Genomic DNA, 15,661 nt, shown 5'->3' on the forward strand with positions numbered 1-15,661 from the left:
GCTCGTCAGGCTCATAACCTGAAGGTCGCAGGTTCAAATCCTGCTCCCGCAACCAAATCAAAAAGCCCCCTCGGATCCGTCCAAGGGGGCTTTTGCGTTTGACGTACAAAACAAAACCTAATGCCGGTTCGACAGGGAAGACGCCTGCAAGTTCTCTAGTTTTCCGGAGGCGTCCCACAGGTAGCCGTTCTCGAACCGCAGCTTCGCCCCGCCGCCGGTCTCCTCCCAAGTTTGCGGATAAGGCGGCTCAGGCCGCCGGGGCGTTCGAGAATTGAGCGCGCAGGATGTTTTTCTGCACTTTCCCCATGGTATTGCGGGGCAATTCCTCCACGAGGTGGATGTTGCGGGGGTGCTTGAAGCGGGCGAGCATCGGCCGGAGTTGCTCAAGAAGCTTCGCCGGGTCGGGCTGCGCTCCCGGGGCGGGAACCACGGCCGCGATCACGGCCTCTCCGAAATCGGCGTCGGGTACTCCGACCACCGCGGATTCACCGACTCCCGGCAGGGCGTCGATCAGCCCCTCGATTTCTTTCGGATAGATGTTGTAGCCGCCGGAAATGATGAGGTCCTTCTGCCGGCCGACGATCGACAGGTAGCCGTCGTCGTCGATGCGGCCAAGGTCGCCGGTGATGAAGAACCCGTCGTCCCGCATCTCTTGCGCGGTCTTTTCCGGCATGCGCCAGTATCCCTTGAACACGTTGGGACCGCGCACCTCGATCATGCCGATTTCACCGTCTGGCAGTCGCCTTGCCGTTTCGGGATCGGTGATGCGCAGATCGACGCCGGGTAGCGGAAAGCCGATGGTCCCCGCACGCCTTTCGCCGTCGTAGGGGTTGGAGGTGTTCATGTTTGTTTCGGTCATGCCGTAACGTTCGAGAATGCGGTGGCCGGTCTGGCTTTCGAACCGCTCGTGGGTTTCGGCCTGAAGCGGCGCACTGCCCGACACGAAGAGCCGCATGTGCGCCACCAACTGGCGTGTGAAACAGGGGGCGTCCAGCAGCCGGGTGTAGAAGGTCGGAACCCCCATCAGAACCGTTGCGCGGGGCAGATCCTCCAGAATGCGCTCCAGTTTGAAGCCGGCGTGGAAAAGCATCTTCGCGCCGGAAATGGCGGTGACATTGACGGCAACGAAAAGACCGTGCGTGTGGAAGATCGGCAGCGCGTGCAACAGGACGTCGTCTTCCGAGAACCGCCACAGGCCGGCAAGCGCGCGGGCATTCGACAGGAGATTGTCGTGACTGAGCATCGCGCCCTTGGATCGTCCGGTCGTGCCGGAGGTGTAGAGGATGGCGGCCAGGTCGTCGGGTCCGCAGGTTACCGGTGCCTGGGTGTCCTCTTGTTCGGCCGCATCGTCGGTGAGACTGCCCTTGCCGTTTGCATCCAGGGTCAGGAGGCGGCTCCCGTCCGGCACGATCATCGCGACATCGGCGGCCTTTGCCGGATCGCAGATGACGAGGAACGGTTCGGCGTCGCTCAGGAAATAGTCCACTTCGGCGATGGTGTAGCCGGTGTTGAGGGGCAGGAGGGCAAGGCCGCACCGCAGGCACGCGGCATAGACCGCCAGCGCTTCCGGGCTTTTGGACACCTGCAAGGCAACCCGGTCGCCTTTCTTCGCACCCAGCGTTGTAAAGAGGTTCGCCATCTGCGCAGACAGGCCGAGAAAGGCGCTATAGCTGAGCGACGCGCCGCCTGCGGTCAGAAAGTCGGCATTGCTGGTGGCGTGCCGGCCAAAGAGCGGGTCGAAAAGATGGTTTGCCATCCGAATTTCCTTTGAGTGTCGTCCGGGCCGGTCTGACGGGGGCTGCGCAAGCATGACGTCAGCTCACTGTGACCGATTGCGTCGACAGGCCGACATCCAGGGTCAGCCGCCCCTCGTTCCACAGCCACCGGCGCAGGGAATAGCTCCGGGCGCCTGAACTGTGCATCGGATCGGCCTCGGCAAGTTCGCGTGCCTCTTCCAGCGAGTTGGCCCGGTAAACGATAAGACCGGCGCCGGACAGCAGTTGTCCCGACTCGTCCGAAAGCGGCCCGGCCTGAACGAGCCGGCCTTCGCCTTCAAGTCTGCGCTGGTATTCGAGGTGGTCCGCAAGGACCGTTTCCGGGGACGTGCCGCCTTCCACCGGCAGGGACAGAACGACATAGAGCTCGAGTGCCAGGGCGCCACGGGTTTTCGCTTCTCGCCTGTATGTGTCCCAGTCCATCATTTCGCCCTCCAAAATATCGATATTATTTGACATACGATAATTTTATCGGCAAAAGAAGAGAAAATTGGGAAGGGATGCATATGAAATTTCTGGTCGCTGCTTCTAACGGTTCAAGTTCCGTTTTCAAGATCGTGGGAGACCGTGCGTTCAACCTGACGGAGGCCATTCCTGGCATCGGGTCGGACCTGTCCGGGCTGGTCGCTTCGCAAGAGCTTATGCGCAAGGCGGAAGCGTTCGCCGGGGAGGGAGCCGGTGTGGCGGTTCCGGAACTGGTTCCGGCGCTGCCGCTGGACGCACCCGGCAAGATCCTGTGTCTCGGCCTGAACTACATCGAACACATCCGCGAAGGCGGCTACGAAATTCCCGATTATCCGGCGATGTTCATGCGCACGCGTCAGTCGATCATGGCCGCGGGCGAACCCATGATCCGCCCGACCTGCTCCGAAAAGCTGGACTATGAAGCCGAACTGATGCTGATCGTCGGCAAGGGTGGCCGTCATATCCGGGAAGAAGACGCCCTTTCCCATGTCTTCGGCTACACCGTTTTCAACGACGGGTCGGTGCGGGATTTCCAGCGCAAGACCCACCAGTGGATGCCGGGCAAGAACTTCGACGGCACCGGGGCCATCGGTCCGGTGGTCGTTACGCCGGAGGACCTTCCCGAAGGAGCCCGGAACCTGAAGATCGAGAGCCGGGTCGGCTCGGAAGTGCTGCAAAGTTCGAACACCAGCAACATGATCTGGTCGGTGGCGCAGACCATTGTCATCATGTCCGAATTCACGACGCTGGAACCTGGCGACCTCATTGCACTCGGCACGCCGCCGGGCGTCGGCCACGCCAGGAAGCCCGATCCGCGCTGGCTTCGTCCGGGAGAGACCGTGGAGGTGGAGATCGAGGGTATCGGCATCTGCAGGAGCCCCATCGTCGATGAAGCCGATCTGAAGGCGCAGGCGGCCCAATGACCGGAATGGACCACAAGCGTGCAACTGCCCAGGCCGAGGTGCGTACCCTGCGCACGGCCAGAGCGTCGCTGGACGACCTGTCGATCGACCTGATCCTGCGCGAGGCGCGCTCGCATTACGCCTGGACCGACCGTCCGGTGCCGGACGAGCTCCTGCGCAAGATCTACGAGATCACCAACGCCGGCCCCACAAGCATGAACACCTGCCCCGCCCGGTTCGTTTTCGTGCGGGAGGCCGATGCAAAGAAGCGGCTGGCAAAGGCGCTCAAGGCCAAGAACATCGACAAGATGATGTCGGCGCCGGTCACGGCGATCATCGCCTATGACCCGCAATTCTGGACCCATCTGCCGTTTCTCTTTCCGCATGAGGATCGGCGCCCCTTTTTCGAAGGCAAGCCGGAGCATTGCGAGACCACGGCGTTTCGCAATTCGACACTGCAGGGAGCCTATTTCATGATTGCCGCCCGTGCCCTGGGGCTCGACGTGGGCGGCATGTCCGGGTTTTCGAACGAGATCGTGGATGCCGAGTTCCTGGCGGACACCGGGTGGAAATCGAACTTTCTGTGCAATATCGGCTACGCCGACGAAAGCGCGCTGTTTCCGAAACTGCCGCGCTTCGCCTTCGAGGAGGTGTGTACCGTTCTGTGATGGGTGCCGTGGGAGCGGCGCCCGGGAGAACTCCGCGATGCGGGCACATATGTCCGCGGGCGGTGATGCGCGTTGCGCAAGCAAATGGGAGGAAAACATGAAACAGCTGTTGAAATGTGCCGCCGCTGGCATTGTCGTGGGCCTGTTTTCGGCCGGACAGGCTTCGGCGCAGGAAGTCATTGTCGCCAATGTCATTGACGGATATCCGGCCCGCGCGATGTGGGTGCAGGAACTGACGAACTTCTTCATTCCGGAAGTCGACAAACGCCTCGCCGAAACCGGCAACTACAAGATCGACTGGCACGAAAGCTATGGCGGAACGGTCGTCAAGCCGAAGGGTGTCCTTGAAGGTGTCCAGCTGGGTCTCGGCGACATCGGGATTGTCACCACGATCTTCCACTCCTCCAAATTGCCCAGCCAGGCGATTTCGGCGGTCACGCCCTTCGTGTCGGCCGACGCCAGGGCGGTCGCCCGGGCCGTGGACGAAATCGCGCAGGAATATCCGGCAATGCGTGCCGAATTCGATGCGCAGAACCAGGTCTACCTGACCACCGGCGTCGTGCTCGATACCTATCAGCTCTATTCGCGCGAAAAGGTTGAAAAGCTGGCCGATCTGGAAGGCGCCAAGATTGCCGGTGCGGGCATGAACCTGCGTTATGTGGAAGGCATCGAGGGCGCTGCCGGCGTACGTGGCGGCCTCACCGATTTCTACAACATGCTTCAGACCGGCCTGGTGGATCACGCCATGCTGTGGCCGGAGGCAGCCGCAACGTTCAAGATTTCCGAAGTCGCGCCCTACATGCTCGATGTCGATCTCGGTGCGGTGAACACCAAGACCATGACCGTCAACAAGGACTATTGGGAAAAGCTTCCCGAGGAGGTTCGCACAGCGATCTCGGAAGCCGCTGTTGCCTACCGGGACCATCTTGCCGATCTGGCGATGGAACGGGCAGCGGCAAGTCATGAAGCCTATACGGCGGCCGGCGGCACGATCACCGAGTTGAGTGAGGACCAGCGCCGGGCATGGGTTGCCTCCATGCCGGACATCGCCGCCGAATGGGCCGCTGGCCTGGATGCGGAAGAACAGCCGGGCTCCGAAATGCTGCGCGCCTATCTTGCAAAGCTCGAGCAGGCCGGCAGCGTGTCGATGCGGGACTGGACCGCGGGGCTCGGCAATTGAACCGACAGGCCGGACAGATGAAGGGGAGGGAGTCCGGGTGGCTCCCTTCCCTGCACCGCGCCCTGACGCGGACCGCAAACACGATCGCCCTCGGCGCGAATGCGGCGGGAACGCTCGTCGTCTTCCTGCTGGTTCTCGTTGTGAACTACGACATGCTTGCGCGCAGTCTTGCCAACAAGCCGCTCCACGGGACCATAGAACTGGTGCAGTTCGCCATGGTTCTGATCGTCTTTATGCAGCTGCCCGACGTCATCCGCGCCGGCAAGCTCACCCGCTCCGACGGTTTTCTCCTCCTTATGGAACAGACCCGGCCCCGGGTTGCCCGGATCCTCAGGCGGCTTGAAGATTTGCTGTCCTTCGCCGTCATGGCGCTGATCGCGGTTGCGTCCTTCCCGCTCTTTTTCGAAATGTGGGAAAGCCAGGACTATTTCGGAATTCCGGGTGTCTTCACGGCCCCCTGGTGGCCGATCAAGCTCACGGTGCTGGCCAGCTCGATCCTGTGTGCGGTGATCTTCGCCCTCAAGACGCTTGCGCCCAAAAACAAAGAGGCCCCATGACGCCCATCGAAATCGGCGCGCTATCGGTCATAGCCATCGTGGTTCTGATCTATCTCGGCGTCTATATTCCCATCGCCCTGACAGCGGTCTCCTTCGTGTCGATCTGGCTGATGCGGGACAATTTCACACTCGCGCTGAATCTCCTGAAAATCGCCATCGGCGAAAGCGCGATGGAATACACCTTTGCCACCGTACCGCTGTTCACCTTCATGGGGCTGGTGGTGTCGAAGGCGGGGCTCGGAACCGATATCTATACCGTGATGAGCTCCGCGTTCAGATCCGTTCGCGGCGGAATCGGCATGGCGACGGTGGGCGCAAACGCCGCTTTCGCGGCCGTGACCGGCAGTTCGATCGCTTCCGCTTCGGTGTTCGCCCGTGTCGCGGTGCCGGAGATGCTGAAATACGACTACAGTCCGCGCTTTGCCGTCGGAGTGGTGGCCGGGTCGTCGGTGCTCGGCATGATCATTCCGCCATCGGCCATGCTGATCATCTATTCCTTCGTCGCGGAACAGTCGGTCGGCCAGATGTTTATCGCAGGTGTCATTCCAGGCCTGATGCTCGCTGTGGCCTATGTTGTCGCCATCTTCCTCATGGGCCGCTTCACCCCCGGGTTTGTCGGAGGCCGGCCGGCCGAGGATTACAAACCGCTGGGCTGGATCGAGATCGTCAGGCTGACCCTGCCCATGGTGATCCTGATCGTGACCGTCATCGGCGGTATTTACCTCGGCTGGATGACTCCGGTGGAAGCGGGAGCGGCCGGTGCGCTTCTCGGGCTTGTCATCGCGGTTGTCCGCAGGTCGATGTCCTGGCGCGGCCTGTGGGAGACGCTGATCGAAACCGGGCATATCACCGCCGCCATCCTGTTCCTGATCACCGCCGCGTCGATCTACAGCAGAATGCTGGGTCTTGCGGGTCTGCCGCACGAACTGGACCGCATTCTGACCGCGGGCGATTTCGGCTTCATTACGGTCATGGCGCTCTACCTGGCTCTGATGCTGTTCCTGGGCACCATCCTCGACACCTCGTCGATCATCCTGATCGTGGTGCCGCTGTTCCTGCCCCTGATCGAGCCGATGGGGATGGACCTCGTCTGGTTCGGGATCATCACGGTGATCGGTGCCGAGATCGGGCTTCTGACGCCTCCGCTCGGAATTTCGTGTTTCGTCATCAAGGCAACGCTCAACGATGACCGGATCACGCTGAAGGATGTCTTTCTCGGGGCCTTGCCCTTCGCCGGCGTCATGCTGGCCGTCCTGATCATCCTGATCGCCTTTCCTTCTCTCACTCTCGTATTGCTGTAGTAGGTGCCCGATGAGAAATGTTACGCCTGAAAACATCACTGAGGTCTTCGCCGGCTATTTCGGAAAAGATACCGATCCACGCTTCCGCGAAGTGATGGCCGCCTTTGCACGGCATCTTCATGCATTTGTCCGTGAGGTGGATCTGACCCACGACGAATGGCGCGCCGGTCTCGAGGCACTGGAATGGGCCGGACGGATCACGACGCCCGAACGGAACGAATTCGTCCTGTTGTCGGACGTGCTCGGCCTGTCCTCGCTGGTCGACATGATCAACTCCCATCCCGGTGCGACAAGCTCGAGCGTGCTCGGACCTTTCCATGTCTCCAACCCGCCTCCCATTGCCATCGGCGAGGACATGAAGGGCGACTTCGAGGGCGAGGTGCTTCTGGTCGAGGGTCATGTGCGCGACCTTGACGGAAAGCCGGTTCCGGGCGCCACTCTGGACATCTGGCAGACCGCGCCGAACGGGCTGTATTCCAGCCAGGACCCGGATCAGGACATCATGTCCTTCCATGGCTTGATGACCGCGGACGAAACCGGCCATTACGCCTTCACCACTGTGCGGCCGGTCAGCTACACGGTTCCCACCGACGGGCCTGTCGGCCAGATCCTGAATGCCGCCGGACGGCATCCCTGGCGCCCGTCGCATCTGCATTTCATCATCAAGGCCGAAGGCTTTCGCCCCCTCGTGACCGAGGTCTTTCCCGATGACGATCCCTATCTGGACGAGGATACGGTCTTCGGCGTGCGGGAGGATCTGGTCATGCACTACGAGGCCCAGCCGGCCGGAACCTTCCCGGATGGCTATGCGCTTTCGGGCAAGGTCGACGGACCATGGTCGAAGGTCGATTTCGACTTCACCCTGGTCGGGGCGTAACGCGCACCCTGCCGGTCTTCCGGAGTGTGGCCGCGTGAATACATATCAACTGATTTGAGTTGAACGGGTCTTCATCAGGAAACGAACGCAGGAAATCCGGTTCGTTTTCAAGACCTTCACAACGCTCTAGGACCCCGGGACCTCGGACAACTGGCGCAGGAATTCTCCTGTCTGCTGGTAGTGACTGAGCAGCCGGCTGGAGGCCAGGTCGGCGTTGCGCGCCGCCGCGGCTTCCAGGATTTCGCGGTGTTCTCCGGGAACGTCACGGCTGCCGTAGTTCTGCGAACGGCCCGCAAGATACCGGTAGCGGACGTTCAGGTCGTAAAGCTGGCTGCAGTAGCGCAGCAGGATCGGCGAAGCGCAGTTCGCGAGCATGGCCATGTGGAAGGTCTTGTGCAGGTCCTCGAAGACCGGAATGTCGGCCGGATCGACCCGGGCCATGCGATGATGGGCAAGGACGATGGTTTCCTCCCAGGCGTCATCCGCGTGGGCAATACTCTGCCTGAGGGCCATGTCCTCCAGCGCACAGCGCAGCATCAGGATCTCGCTGAAATTCTGATGGCTGACGGGAGCGGCGCGAAAGCCGCGCTGATCGAGCCGTTCGACAAGCTGGTCCGAAACCAGAAGGCTCAGCGCTTCGCGAATGGGCGACGCGCCGGTCTCAAGACGTTCCTTGAGATTCTCGATCTTGAGTTTCTCACCCGGGCGCAGTTCCCCGGTCACGATCATCTGGCGAAGCGCGGAATAGGCCGTTTGCGTGGCCGAGATGATCGATGACTGGGCGACTGTGTCCATTTTGAAATTGTCCTGAAAAATCCTGAGGCTGCGAGCCCCGGCACACCATATTCACCGGGTCCTGCGTTCGCAAGCGGCAGCCCGCAATCCGGGGTCCTGCAGCGGCGTTGCCCACAGTCAGGACCGGTCGCAGGAAGGGATGCCTCGCTTGTTGTCTTCCGCGGCGGCCGCGATGGTTTTCAGATTGAATGACATTGTATGGATCCTCCCTATGGCGAAACCATAACAACGATATTTTTATCTTACAATAATTAATATCGATATTTTAAGGAAGGAAAACCCGTCTGCCCTTTCCACGGTCGCTGCTGTGCCCGGCAGTCGCCGCCGGGCAGAGCCGTTCCGATACTCATTACGGGGCAATGACCTGACGGTCCTGTTCCATCATGCGCTCGACATGCTTTGCCGTCAGGCGCAGGGTTGCTTCCACCTTGGGGCGGATCTCCTTGAAGCGGGTCGAAGGCACGGGAACGGAGATCGAGTGAATGTCTCCGGACCAGTCCCGGAAGGCGAACCCGATGGCCGAGATCCCGCGGGTGTGTTCATCCAGATCGTAGGCCAGGCCGGTTTTTCTGACCTCTGCCAGGGTTTCCATGAACGCGGACAGGTCGCGCTTGATACCCTGGCGGTTCCATTCCGTCAGCGCCAGCTCCCGGGCCGTGGTGTCGTCAAGCAGGGCAAGGCAGGCGAGGCCGTTGGCGGTGGTCGTCAGCGGAAAGGCTTCTCCTACCGAGGATACGGTGCGCAGCCGGTGGGTTCCGGGCACCTGGTCGAGAAAGATCATGGCCGGTCCGCGCAGCACGGAAAGATCCGCCGTTTCTCCCGTCGCCTGGGAAAGTTCCGTAAGGTGCAGCCGGCAGCATTCGACGATGTTGTAGCGGGCAGCTTCGGCCAGTGCGCTCAGCTCCGGACCCAGCCGGAGCTTGCCGCCATTGGCGCCGGAAATCACCAGCCGTTCCTTCTGCAGCGCGCCGACGATGCGCTGCACGGTCGACCGCGGCAGGCTGACCGCTTCGGCGATCTGGCCGAGGCTCATGCCCGATTGGTCCTCTTTCAGGGATCTCAGGATTTTGGCCGCCCGTTCAATGACCTGAATGCCGTTACGGCCTCGGTCTGGCTCGGTGCCGGGGGTGGTTTCTTCTTCGCTCATGATGTGACAGGCCGGTTCTTTTTTGGGTCCGCAGGGATGGGGTTGGCCCACCATACGGTACAAATGGCCTGAGAAGCAAATAATTATTGACTGCTATGCGGTGCATATGTACCATCATGCGAAACAGTATCATTGATATCTGTCACTAGAGAACACTGTCATCAGCATCGCAACACCGCTTCGGCGGTGCAGGGAGGAGTATTGCGAAATGGTTGAAATCCGCGGCATCGAATTCCAGGCCAATACCGACAACGACATGGGACTGGAGTTCTATAACCTCAGCCATCGCTTCGGGTATCAGTGCCCCAACTGGCCGTATTTCCGCGACGTTCAGATCGAGCGCATGCACTACATGGCCAAGTCCGGCGTGTTGAGCCAGACGATCACCACGACAATGCATGTGACCACCCACATCGACGCCCCTGCGCATGTGGTGCAGGGAACGCCGTTCATCGACGAAGTGCCGCTGCCGCATTTCTTCGGCTCGGGTCTCGTCGTGTCCATTCCCAAGAAGAAATGGGAGCAGATCACTGCGGACGACCTGGAAAAGGCCTGCGGTCACGCGATCAGAAAGAACGACGTCCTGATCATCAACACCGGCTGGCACAAGGTCTACGACGACGGCGACTATTTCCCCTACTGCCCCGGCCTGGTGCCTTCCGCTGCTGACTGGATTGTCGAGAAGGGTGTGAAGGTTGTCGGCCACGATACGCAGGCCAACGATCACCCGCTGGCAACCGCCATCGGTCCGCACCGCAACGGCCCGCTGCTGCCGCACCTGGCCGACGAATACAAGGAATGGTCCGGCGGTATTGCCTGGGACGAGGCATTCCCGGAGTGGGAGCCGGTGCACAACAAGCTGTTTTCCAACGGAATTCTCGGAATCGAGAATGTTGGCGGCGATCTCGATGCGGTCTCCGGCAAGCGCTGCACCTTTGCATTCTTCCCCTGGAACTGGGACCGCGGCGACGGCTGCATCATCCGTCTCGTCGCCATGATCGACAAGGGACAGAAATACCGGATCGAGGCCGGCGAAAACTTCTGAGCCGCTGCCGCCTGAACGGCGGTTTTAAATGAACTTGCGATCCACGGGAGGGGAACGCAATGCATATCAAGCGTTTCGAAGACGCGCAGGCCTATGAGGCCCCCAATCACTGGGGTGTCTACGGGCTCCGCTTGCAGGGTTTTGAAGAGGGAGGACCGACCAACCAGTGGGTCGGCTTCTCCCAGTTCCTGCCCGGCGGAGGCGCCGGGCCGGATTCCACACCCTTTGAAAAAGTTTATGTCGTGCTCGATGGCGAAATGACCATCGAGTGGGACGGTGGCTGCGAAGTCCTGCGTGCCATGGACAGTTGCACCATTCCGCCCGGAGTGGTGCGACGGATCGAGAACAAGTCGAACCACGTCTGCAAGATGCTGGTCGTCGTACCCTACCCGCCGGAGGCAATCTGATGACGGACAGCTGGACCAATCCTCTCAGTCTCTTCGACGTGTCGGGCAAGGTGGCCCTGATCACGGGCGCTTCCGGCGCACTCGGCGCGGTTGCCGCCAGGGCGCTTGCCGGGGCCGGCTGCAAGCTGGTGCTCGCAGCAGGCAACGAGTCGGCTCTGAAGTCGGTCGTGGCGGATTGCGAGGCCCTCGGCGCGCAAGTCGTGTCGCTGAGCATACGCCCGTCCGACGAAGCGGCGTGCGATCAGCTGGTCGGCCTCGCGGTCGAGCGCTTCGGCTCGCTGGACGTGCTGGTCGTGGCGTCCGGCATGAACAAGGTCGCCAAGATCGACGCTCTGACCCCGGCCGATTTCGAAAACGTCATGAATGCCAACGTCACCCAGTCCTGGCTGCTGGCGCGGGCCGCCGCACGGCAGATGAAGACGCAGTCGGACGGCGGCAAGATCGTGCTGGTGTCATCTGCGCGCGGACTGCTGGGACACCCGGCAGGGTATACGGCCTATTGTGCTTCCAAGGCGGCTGTCGACGGCATCACCAAGGCGCTCGGCTGCGAGCTCGGCGAAGATAACATCACGGTCAACGCCATCGCGCCGACCGTGTTCCGTTCGCCGCTGACGGCCTGGATGTTCGAGGACAACGAAAAGGCCAAGGGCTTCCGGGACGGATTTCTCGCCCGCGTGCCGAAGGGGCGTCTCGGCGAGCCGGAGGACCTGATCGGTCCCCTGCTGTTCCTCGCCTCGCGTGCCTCCGATTTCTACACCGGGCATATCCTTTATGCCGACGGCGGATACACGGCGGGCTGATGATGGCAGGGTCACGCAACATCGCTGTTCTGGGGGCCGGCCTGATGGGGCACGGCATCGCCCTGACCTTTGCCCGGGCAGGGCATGGCGTGCGGGTCTACGATCCGTCCTCAGCCGGACTGGACTCCCTGCAGGGACGGGTGTCGTCAAGTCTCGGCGCGATGGGCGCCGACACGCGGGAGATCGACGAGACCCTGGCGCGCCTTGCGCCGGATCCGGAGGTCGCCACCTGTGTCGCGGACGCGGATTTCGTGTTCGAGGCCGCACCGGAAAAGCCCGACCTGAAACGCGCCCTCTTCCGGGAAGTCGAACGGTTCGCTCCGTCAGGCGCGATCCTTGCGTCCAACACGTCCGTCATTCCGATCACGACCATTGTGTCGGATCTGGAAGACAAGACCAGGGCACTGGGAACGCACTGGTGGAACCCGCCGCACATGATTCCCCTGGTGGAAGTCATCCGCACCGAGTGGACAGCGGAAACCGCGATCGAAGAGACGGTCGGCTTGCTGTCGTCCGTCGGGAAAACGCCGGTCCGTGTCGAAAAGGACGTTGCCGGGTTCATCGGCAACCGCCTGCAGCACGCCATGTGGCGGGAAGCCATCTATCTGGTCGAGAGCGGGGTCTGCACCGCGGAAGCCGTCGATCAGGTGGTCAATGCCAGTTTCGGACGCCGTCTTTCGGTACTCGGGCCGCTGGCCAATGCCGATCTCGTCGGCACCGATCTGACACTCGATATCCATGAAAATGTTCTGGCCGACCTGGATAACCGGCCATCCCCCTCGCCTTATCTGCGCGACCTGGTCAAGGCCGGGAAACTCGGCATGAAAAGCGGCGAGGGGTTCATGAGCTGGACGCCGGAGGCGATGGAGGAAGTCCGCCAGCGTGTAGCCACTCATCTGCGGAGGCTGGAGACGATTCTGCCCGACTGAAAGCCTGCCGTACCAAGCGCATCTGGGAGGAAGACCATGACGCAATTTTGGAAGACAGAAGGTATCAATCGCCGTAAATTCCTGGCCGGGGCTTCGGTCGGATTGGCGGCACCCGCCATCTTGACCCGCACCCGCGCCTATGCGGCCGACCCGATCATCAAGATCGGTCACGTGAGCCCGCGAACAGGTCCGCTGGCCGGTTTCGCCGAGGCCGATGACTACGTCATTGAAGGTGTCAGGAAGGCGCTGGCCGGTGGAATTGCAAACAACGGCAGGACCTATCAGGTCGAGATCATCTCCAAGGACAGCCAGTCGAATCCCAACCGCGCGGCGGAAGTGGCGTCGGAGCTGATCCTCGGTGACGAGGTGGACATCATCGTCGCCGCCTCGACCCCGGACACGACCAATCCGGTGTCGGACCAGGCGGAACTTAACGAAGTTCCCTGCATTACTACCGACTGTCCATGGCAGCCCTATTTCTTCGGCCGCAACGGCGACCCGGCGACCGGTTTCGACTTCACCTACCACTTCTTCTGGGGGCTTGAGGATGTCATCAAGGCGTTCCTCGGCATGTGGGAGGAAAGCGGCGTCGAGCGCAAGGTTGGCGGTCTGTTTCCCAATGATGCCGACGGCAATGCCTGGGGTGACGAGATCCACGGCTTCCCGCCGGCTCTGATCGGCAGCGGCTTCGAACTGACGGATCCGGGCCGGTATCAGCCGCTCACCGACGATTTCTCGTCGCAGATTTCGGCCTTCAAGGCCGCCGGTTGCGAGATCGTCACGGGCAACATGATCTCGCCGGACTTCGCCACGTTCTGGTCGCAGGCGGCGCAACAGGGCTTTGCTCCCAAGGTCGCCACGCTCGGCAAGGCGTTGCTGTTCCCCTCGTTCATTGAATCCCTGGGAGACCGCGGCGACGGCTTGACCTCGGAAATCTGGTGGACGCCGGATCATCCGTTCTCCTCGTCCCTGACCGGCATGACGGCAAGGCAGCTGGCCGACGGTTACACAGCCGCCTCCGGACGTCCGTGGACCCAGCCGATCGGCTTCAAGCACGCGCTGTTCGAGGTGACCACCGACGTGATCCGCCGCAGTGCCGACCTCGATGATCCGAACGCGATCCTGGAAGCGGTCGCGGCCACGGATCTGCCGACGGTCGTCGGCCACGTCAACTGGAACTTCGGTCCGGTCAAGAATGTCTCCAAGACACCTCTGGTCGCCGGCCAGTGGCAGAAGGGTGCCAACGGCATGGAGCTGGTGATCACATCCAATCACAGCGCTCCGGAAATCCCCACGACGGGCACGTTGAAGCTCCTCGGCTAACAGGACAAGACGCACGGCGTGCCGCCGTGCGTCTCCAGGTCACATATCAAGGCGCGGATTTGAATGACTGCAGTTCTGGAACTCAAGGGCGTTTCCAAGACCTATGGCGCGATCACCGTAGCCGATGAGCTGAGCTTTCAACTCGGCCATGGCGAGGCTCTGGGCGTGATCGGGCCGAACGGTGCGGGCAAGACGTCCATGTTCAACCTGATCACCGGCACCATTCCCGCCGACCGGGGGCAGATCCTGCTGAAAGAGCGCGATGTTACCCGCCAGAGTGTCGCCCGGCGCTGCCGTGCCGGCATTGCCAGGTCATTTCAGATCCCGCAGCCGTTTTCGGCAATGACGGTGTTTGAAAACACCCTGGTGGCCGGCACCCACGGAACCCGGAATACGCTCGCCTCCGCCAACGCCCATTGCCTTGAGGTGCTCGAGCTGACCGGCCTCATCGACAAGGCCAATGAACCGGCCGGCAGCCTGACCCTCCTGGGGCGCAAGCGGCTGGAGCTGGCCCGGGCCCTTTGTGCGCGGCCCCAGGTGCTTCTGCTCGATGAAATCGCCGGGGGGCTGACGGAAAAGGAATGTCACGACCTGGTCTCGACCATCAACACCATCCGCGGGACCGGATTGTCGCTCATCTGGATAGAACACATCGTCCATGCGCTGCTGTCTGTCGTCGACCGGCTGATCGTCATCGATTTCGGCAAGAAGATCGCCGATGGCGATCCGAAGGAAACCATGGCCAGCCAGGCGGTCCAGGAAATCTACATGGGAGTGATTGCCGATGGCTGATGCAGTCCTCTCCACCCGGTCCCTCGAAGCCCATTACGGTGACTTTCAGGCACTCTTCGGGGTGTCGATCGACGTCTATCCCGAAGAGGTCATCGCCATCATCGGCGCCAACGGGGCCGGCAAGTCCACCCTGATGCGATCGATCACGGGGCTTCTCGTCAACAAGCCGCAGATGGTGACCTGGAAAGGTCAGGCCATCGGCGCCCTGAGGGCGGATCAGATCGCCCGTCTGGGGATCGCGATGGTGCCGGAAGGCCGCCAGCTGTTTCAGTCCCTGTCCGTAGAGGAAAACCTGATCATCGGCGGACAGGTGGGGCGCAAGGGCGCCTGGTCTCTCGGAAAGGTCTATGAGCTGTTTCCGGTCCTCAAGGAGCGCCGGAACATCCAGGCGACCTCGCTTTCCGGTGGTCAGCAGCAAATGGTCTCGATCGGACGGGCGCTCATGTCCAATCCGGACATCCTGTTGTTCGACGAGATCAGTCTCGGCCTGGCTCCCATCATCATCAAGTCCATCTACGAAGCTCTGCCGACCATCATCGGCGAGGGCATGAGCGCGATCATCGTGGAACAGGACATCGCCAAGGCGGTGAGTGTGTCGAGCCGGGTCTATTGCCTGCAGGAAGGCCGGGTTTCGCTCGAGGGACGGCCGCAGGATCTGACCCGCGACGCCATCAGCGCCGCCTATTTCGGAGTTTGAG

At 61.6% G+C, this 15,661-nt stretch carries 17 protein-coding genes; 13 read left to right on the forward strand and 4 right to left on the reverse strand.

Annotated features, from left to right (window positions below):
- Positions 1–247: 247 nt before the first annotated feature.
- Both Q1B40_RS00005 and Q1B40_RS00010 read right to left on the reverse strand, forming a co-directional pair.
- On the reverse strand, positions 248–1,756 hold the full coding sequence (locus Q1B40_RS00005) for a malonyl-CoA synthase (protein ID WP_299808104.1): 1,509 nt from the start codon (positions 1,754–1,756) through the stop codon (positions 248–250).
- 58 nt (positions 1,757–1,814) lie between these two features.
- Positions 1,815–2,201 carry a YciI family protein gene (locus Q1B40_RS00010; protein WP_299808107.1) on the reverse strand — a complete coding sequence of 129 codons (387 nt, stop codon included), beginning with the start codon at positions 2,199–2,201 and terminating at the stop codon, positions 1,815–1,817.
- A gap of 80 nt (positions 2,202–2,281) precedes the next feature.
- Here Q1B40_RS00010 and Q1B40_RS00015 point away from each other — a divergent pair, with 80 nt between their 5' ends.
- The 6 genes from Q1B40_RS00015 (at position 2,282) to Q1B40_RS00040 (ending at position 7,725) form a co-directional block, all read left to right on the forward strand.
- The gene (locus Q1B40_RS00015; RefSeq protein ID WP_299808110.1) at positions 2,282–3,163 is read left to right on the forward strand and encodes a fumarylacetoacetate hydrolase family protein; all 882 of its coding nucleotides are present in this window, start codon (positions 2,282–2,284) and stop codon (positions 3,161–3,163) included.
- Positions 3,164–3,168: 5 nt separating this feature from the next.
- Positions 3,169–3,810: a malonic semialdehyde reductase gene (locus tag Q1B40_RS00020; protein ID WP_299812461.1), complete on the forward strand. Its 642-nt coding sequence runs from the start codon at positions 3,169–3,171 to the stop codon at positions 3,808–3,810.
- A gap of 97 nt (positions 3,811–3,907) precedes the next feature.
- Positions 3,908–4,990: a C4-dicarboxylate TRAP transporter substrate-binding protein gene (locus Q1B40_RS00025; protein WP_299808113.1), complete on the forward strand. Its 1,083-nt coding sequence runs from the start codon at positions 3,908–3,910 to the stop codon at positions 4,988–4,990.
- 17 nt (positions 4,991–5,007) lie between these two features.
- A complete protein-coding gene (locus Q1B40_RS00030) occupies positions 5,008–5,547 on the forward strand; it encodes a TRAP transporter small permease (RefSeq protein ID WP_299808116.1) in 540 nt (179 codons plus the stop codon).
- Complete coding sequence (locus Q1B40_RS00035) at positions 5,544–6,848, forward strand: TRAP transporter large permease (protein WP_299808119.1); 1,305 nt, start codon at positions 5,544–5,546, stop codon at positions 6,846–6,848. The genes Q1B40_RS00030 and Q1B40_RS00035 overlap by 4 nt, the downstream gene beginning before the upstream one ends.
- A gap of 10 nt (positions 6,849–6,858) precedes the next feature.
- Positions 6,859–7,725 carry a dioxygenase gene (locus tag Q1B40_RS00040; protein WP_299808122.1) on the forward strand — a complete coding sequence of 289 codons (867 nt, stop codon included), beginning with the start codon at positions 6,859–6,861 and terminating at the stop codon, positions 7,723–7,725.
- 126 nt (positions 7,726–7,851) lie between these two features.
- On the opposite strand, the gene Q1B40_RS00045 is transcribed toward Q1B40_RS00040, so the two are convergent.
- Together Q1B40_RS00045 and Q1B40_RS00050 are read right to left on the reverse strand one after the other, a co-directional pair.
- Positions 7,852–8,520 carry a GntR family transcriptional regulator gene (locus Q1B40_RS00045; RefSeq protein ID WP_299808126.1) on the reverse strand — a complete coding sequence of 223 codons (669 nt, stop codon included), beginning with the start codon at positions 8,518–8,520 and terminating at the stop codon, positions 7,852–7,854.
- A gap of 349 nt (positions 8,521–8,869) precedes the next feature.
- A complete protein-coding gene (locus tag Q1B40_RS00050; protein WP_299808129.1) occupies positions 8,870–9,667 on the reverse strand; it encodes an IclR family transcriptional regulator in 798 nt (265 codons plus the stop codon).
- Between the two features lie 208 nt (positions 9,668–9,875).
- Here Q1B40_RS00050 and Q1B40_RS00055 point away from each other — a divergent pair, with 208 nt between their 5' ends.
- The 7 genes from Q1B40_RS00055 (at position 9,876) to Q1B40_RS00085 (ending at position 15,660) form a co-directional block, all read left to right on the forward strand.
- The gene (locus Q1B40_RS00055; RefSeq protein WP_299808132.1) at positions 9,876–10,712 is read left to right on the forward strand and encodes a cyclase family protein; all 837 of its coding nucleotides are present in this window, start codon (positions 9,876–9,878) and stop codon (positions 10,710–10,712) included.
- Between the two features lie 59 nt (positions 10,713–10,771).
- Positions 10,772–11,119 (forward strand): cupin domain-containing protein, encoded by a 348-nt coding sequence (locus tag Q1B40_RS00060; protein ID WP_299808135.1) that lies wholly within the window; start codon positions 10,772–10,774, stop codon positions 11,117–11,119.
- On the forward strand, positions 11,119–11,919 hold the full coding sequence (locus tag Q1B40_RS00065) for an SDR family oxidoreductase (RefSeq protein WP_299808138.1): 801 nt from the start codon (positions 11,119–11,121) through the stop codon (positions 11,917–11,919). Before Q1B40_RS00060 ends, Q1B40_RS00065 begins: the two co-directional genes overlap by 1 nt.
- Positions 11,919–12,848, forward strand: coding sequence for a 3-hydroxyacyl-CoA dehydrogenase family protein (locus tag Q1B40_RS00070; protein ID WP_299808141.1), 930 nt, complete (start codon positions 11,919–11,921; stop codon positions 12,846–12,848). The genes Q1B40_RS00065 and Q1B40_RS00070 overlap by 1 nt, the downstream gene beginning before the upstream one ends.
- Before the next feature lie 36 nt (positions 12,849–12,884).
- A complete protein-coding gene (locus tag Q1B40_RS00075; protein WP_299808144.1) occupies positions 12,885–14,171 on the forward strand; it encodes an ABC transporter substrate-binding protein in 1,287 nt (428 codons plus the stop codon).
- Between the two features lie 63 nt (positions 14,172–14,234).
- Positions 14,235–14,963, forward strand: a complete 729-nt coding sequence (locus Q1B40_RS00080) for an ABC transporter ATP-binding protein (protein ID WP_299808147.1) — start codon at positions 14,235–14,237, stop codon at positions 14,961–14,963.
- On the forward strand, positions 14,956–15,660 hold the full coding sequence (locus tag Q1B40_RS00085; protein WP_299808150.1) for an ABC transporter ATP-binding protein: 705 nt from the start codon (positions 14,956–14,958) through the stop codon (positions 15,658–15,660). The genes Q1B40_RS00080 and Q1B40_RS00085 overlap by 8 nt, the downstream gene beginning before the upstream one ends.
- The last annotated feature ends 1 nt before the right edge of the window (position 15,661 follow it).

It is taken from the genome of uncultured Roseibium sp. (genome assembly GCF_947496995.1).
Lineage (GTDB): Bacteria > Pseudomonadota > Alphaproteobacteria > Rhizobiales > Stappiaceae > Roseibium.

Bases quoted from the DNA above. Each gene is read 5' to 3' on its own strand.
- Q1B40_RS00080 (WP_299808147.1), top strand. From the start codon at position 14,235: ATGACTGCAGTTCTGGAACTCAAGGGCGTTTCCAAGACCTATGGCGCG.
- Q1B40_RS00050 (WP_299808129.1), bottom strand. From the start codon at position 9,667: ATGAGCGAAGAAGAAACCACCCCCGGCACCGAGCCAGACCGAGGCCGT.
- Q1B40_RS00040 (WP_299808122.1), top strand. From the start codon at position 6,859: ATGAGAAATGTTACGCCTGAAAACATCACTGAGGTCTTCGCCGGCTAT.
- Q1B40_RS00010 (WP_299808107.1), bottom strand. From the start codon at position 2,201: ATGATGGACTGGGACACATACAGGCGAGAAGCGAAAACCCGTGGCGCC.
- Q1B40_RS00065 (WP_299808138.1), top strand. From the start codon at position 11,119: ATGACGGACAGCTGGACCAATCCTCTCAGTCTCTTCGACGTGTCGGGC.
- Q1B40_RS00055 (WP_299808132.1), top strand. From the start codon at position 9,876: ATGGTTGAAATCCGCGGCATCGAATTCCAGGCCAATACCGACAACGAC.
- Q1B40_RS00070 (WP_299808141.1), top strand. From the start codon at position 11,919: ATGATGGCAGGGTCACGCAACATCGCTGTTCTGGGGGCCGGCCTGATG.
- Q1B40_RS00005 (WP_299808104.1), bottom strand. From the start codon at position 1,756: ATGGCAAACCATCTTTTCGACCCGCTCTTTGGCCGGCACGCCACCAGC.
- Q1B40_RS00085 (WP_299808150.1), top strand. From the start codon at position 14,956: ATGGCTGATGCAGTCCTCTCCACCCGGTCCCTCGAAGCCCATTACGGT.
- Q1B40_RS00020 (WP_299812461.1), top strand. From the start codon at position 3,169: ATGGACCACAAGCGTGCAACTGCCCAGGCCGAGGTGCGTACCCTGCGC.
- Q1B40_RS00045 (WP_299808126.1), bottom strand. From the start codon at position 8,520: ATGGACACAGTCGCCCAGTCATCGATCATCTCGGCCACGCAAACGGCC.
- Q1B40_RS00015 (WP_299808110.1), top strand. From the start codon at position 2,282: ATGAAATTTCTGGTCGCTGCTTCTAACGGTTCAAGTTCCGTTTTCAAG.
- Q1B40_RS00025 (WP_299808113.1), top strand. From the start codon at position 3,908: ATGAAACAGCTGTTGAAATGTGCCGCCGCTGGCATTGTCGTGGGCCTG.
- Q1B40_RS00060 (WP_299808135.1), top strand. From the start codon at position 10,772: ATGCATATCAAGCGTTTCGAAGACGCGCAGGCCTATGAGGCCCCCAAT.
- Q1B40_RS00075 (WP_299808144.1), top strand. From the start codon at position 12,885: ATGACGCAATTTTGGAAGACAGAAGGTATCAATCGCCGTAAATTCCTG.
- Q1B40_RS00035 (WP_299808119.1), top strand. From the start codon at position 5,544: ATGACGCCCATCGAAATCGGCGCGCTATCGGTCATAGCCATCGTGGTT.
- Q1B40_RS00030 (WP_299808116.1), top strand. From the start codon at position 5,008: ATGAAGGGGAGGGAGTCCGGGTGGCTCCCTTCCCTGCACCGCGCCCTG.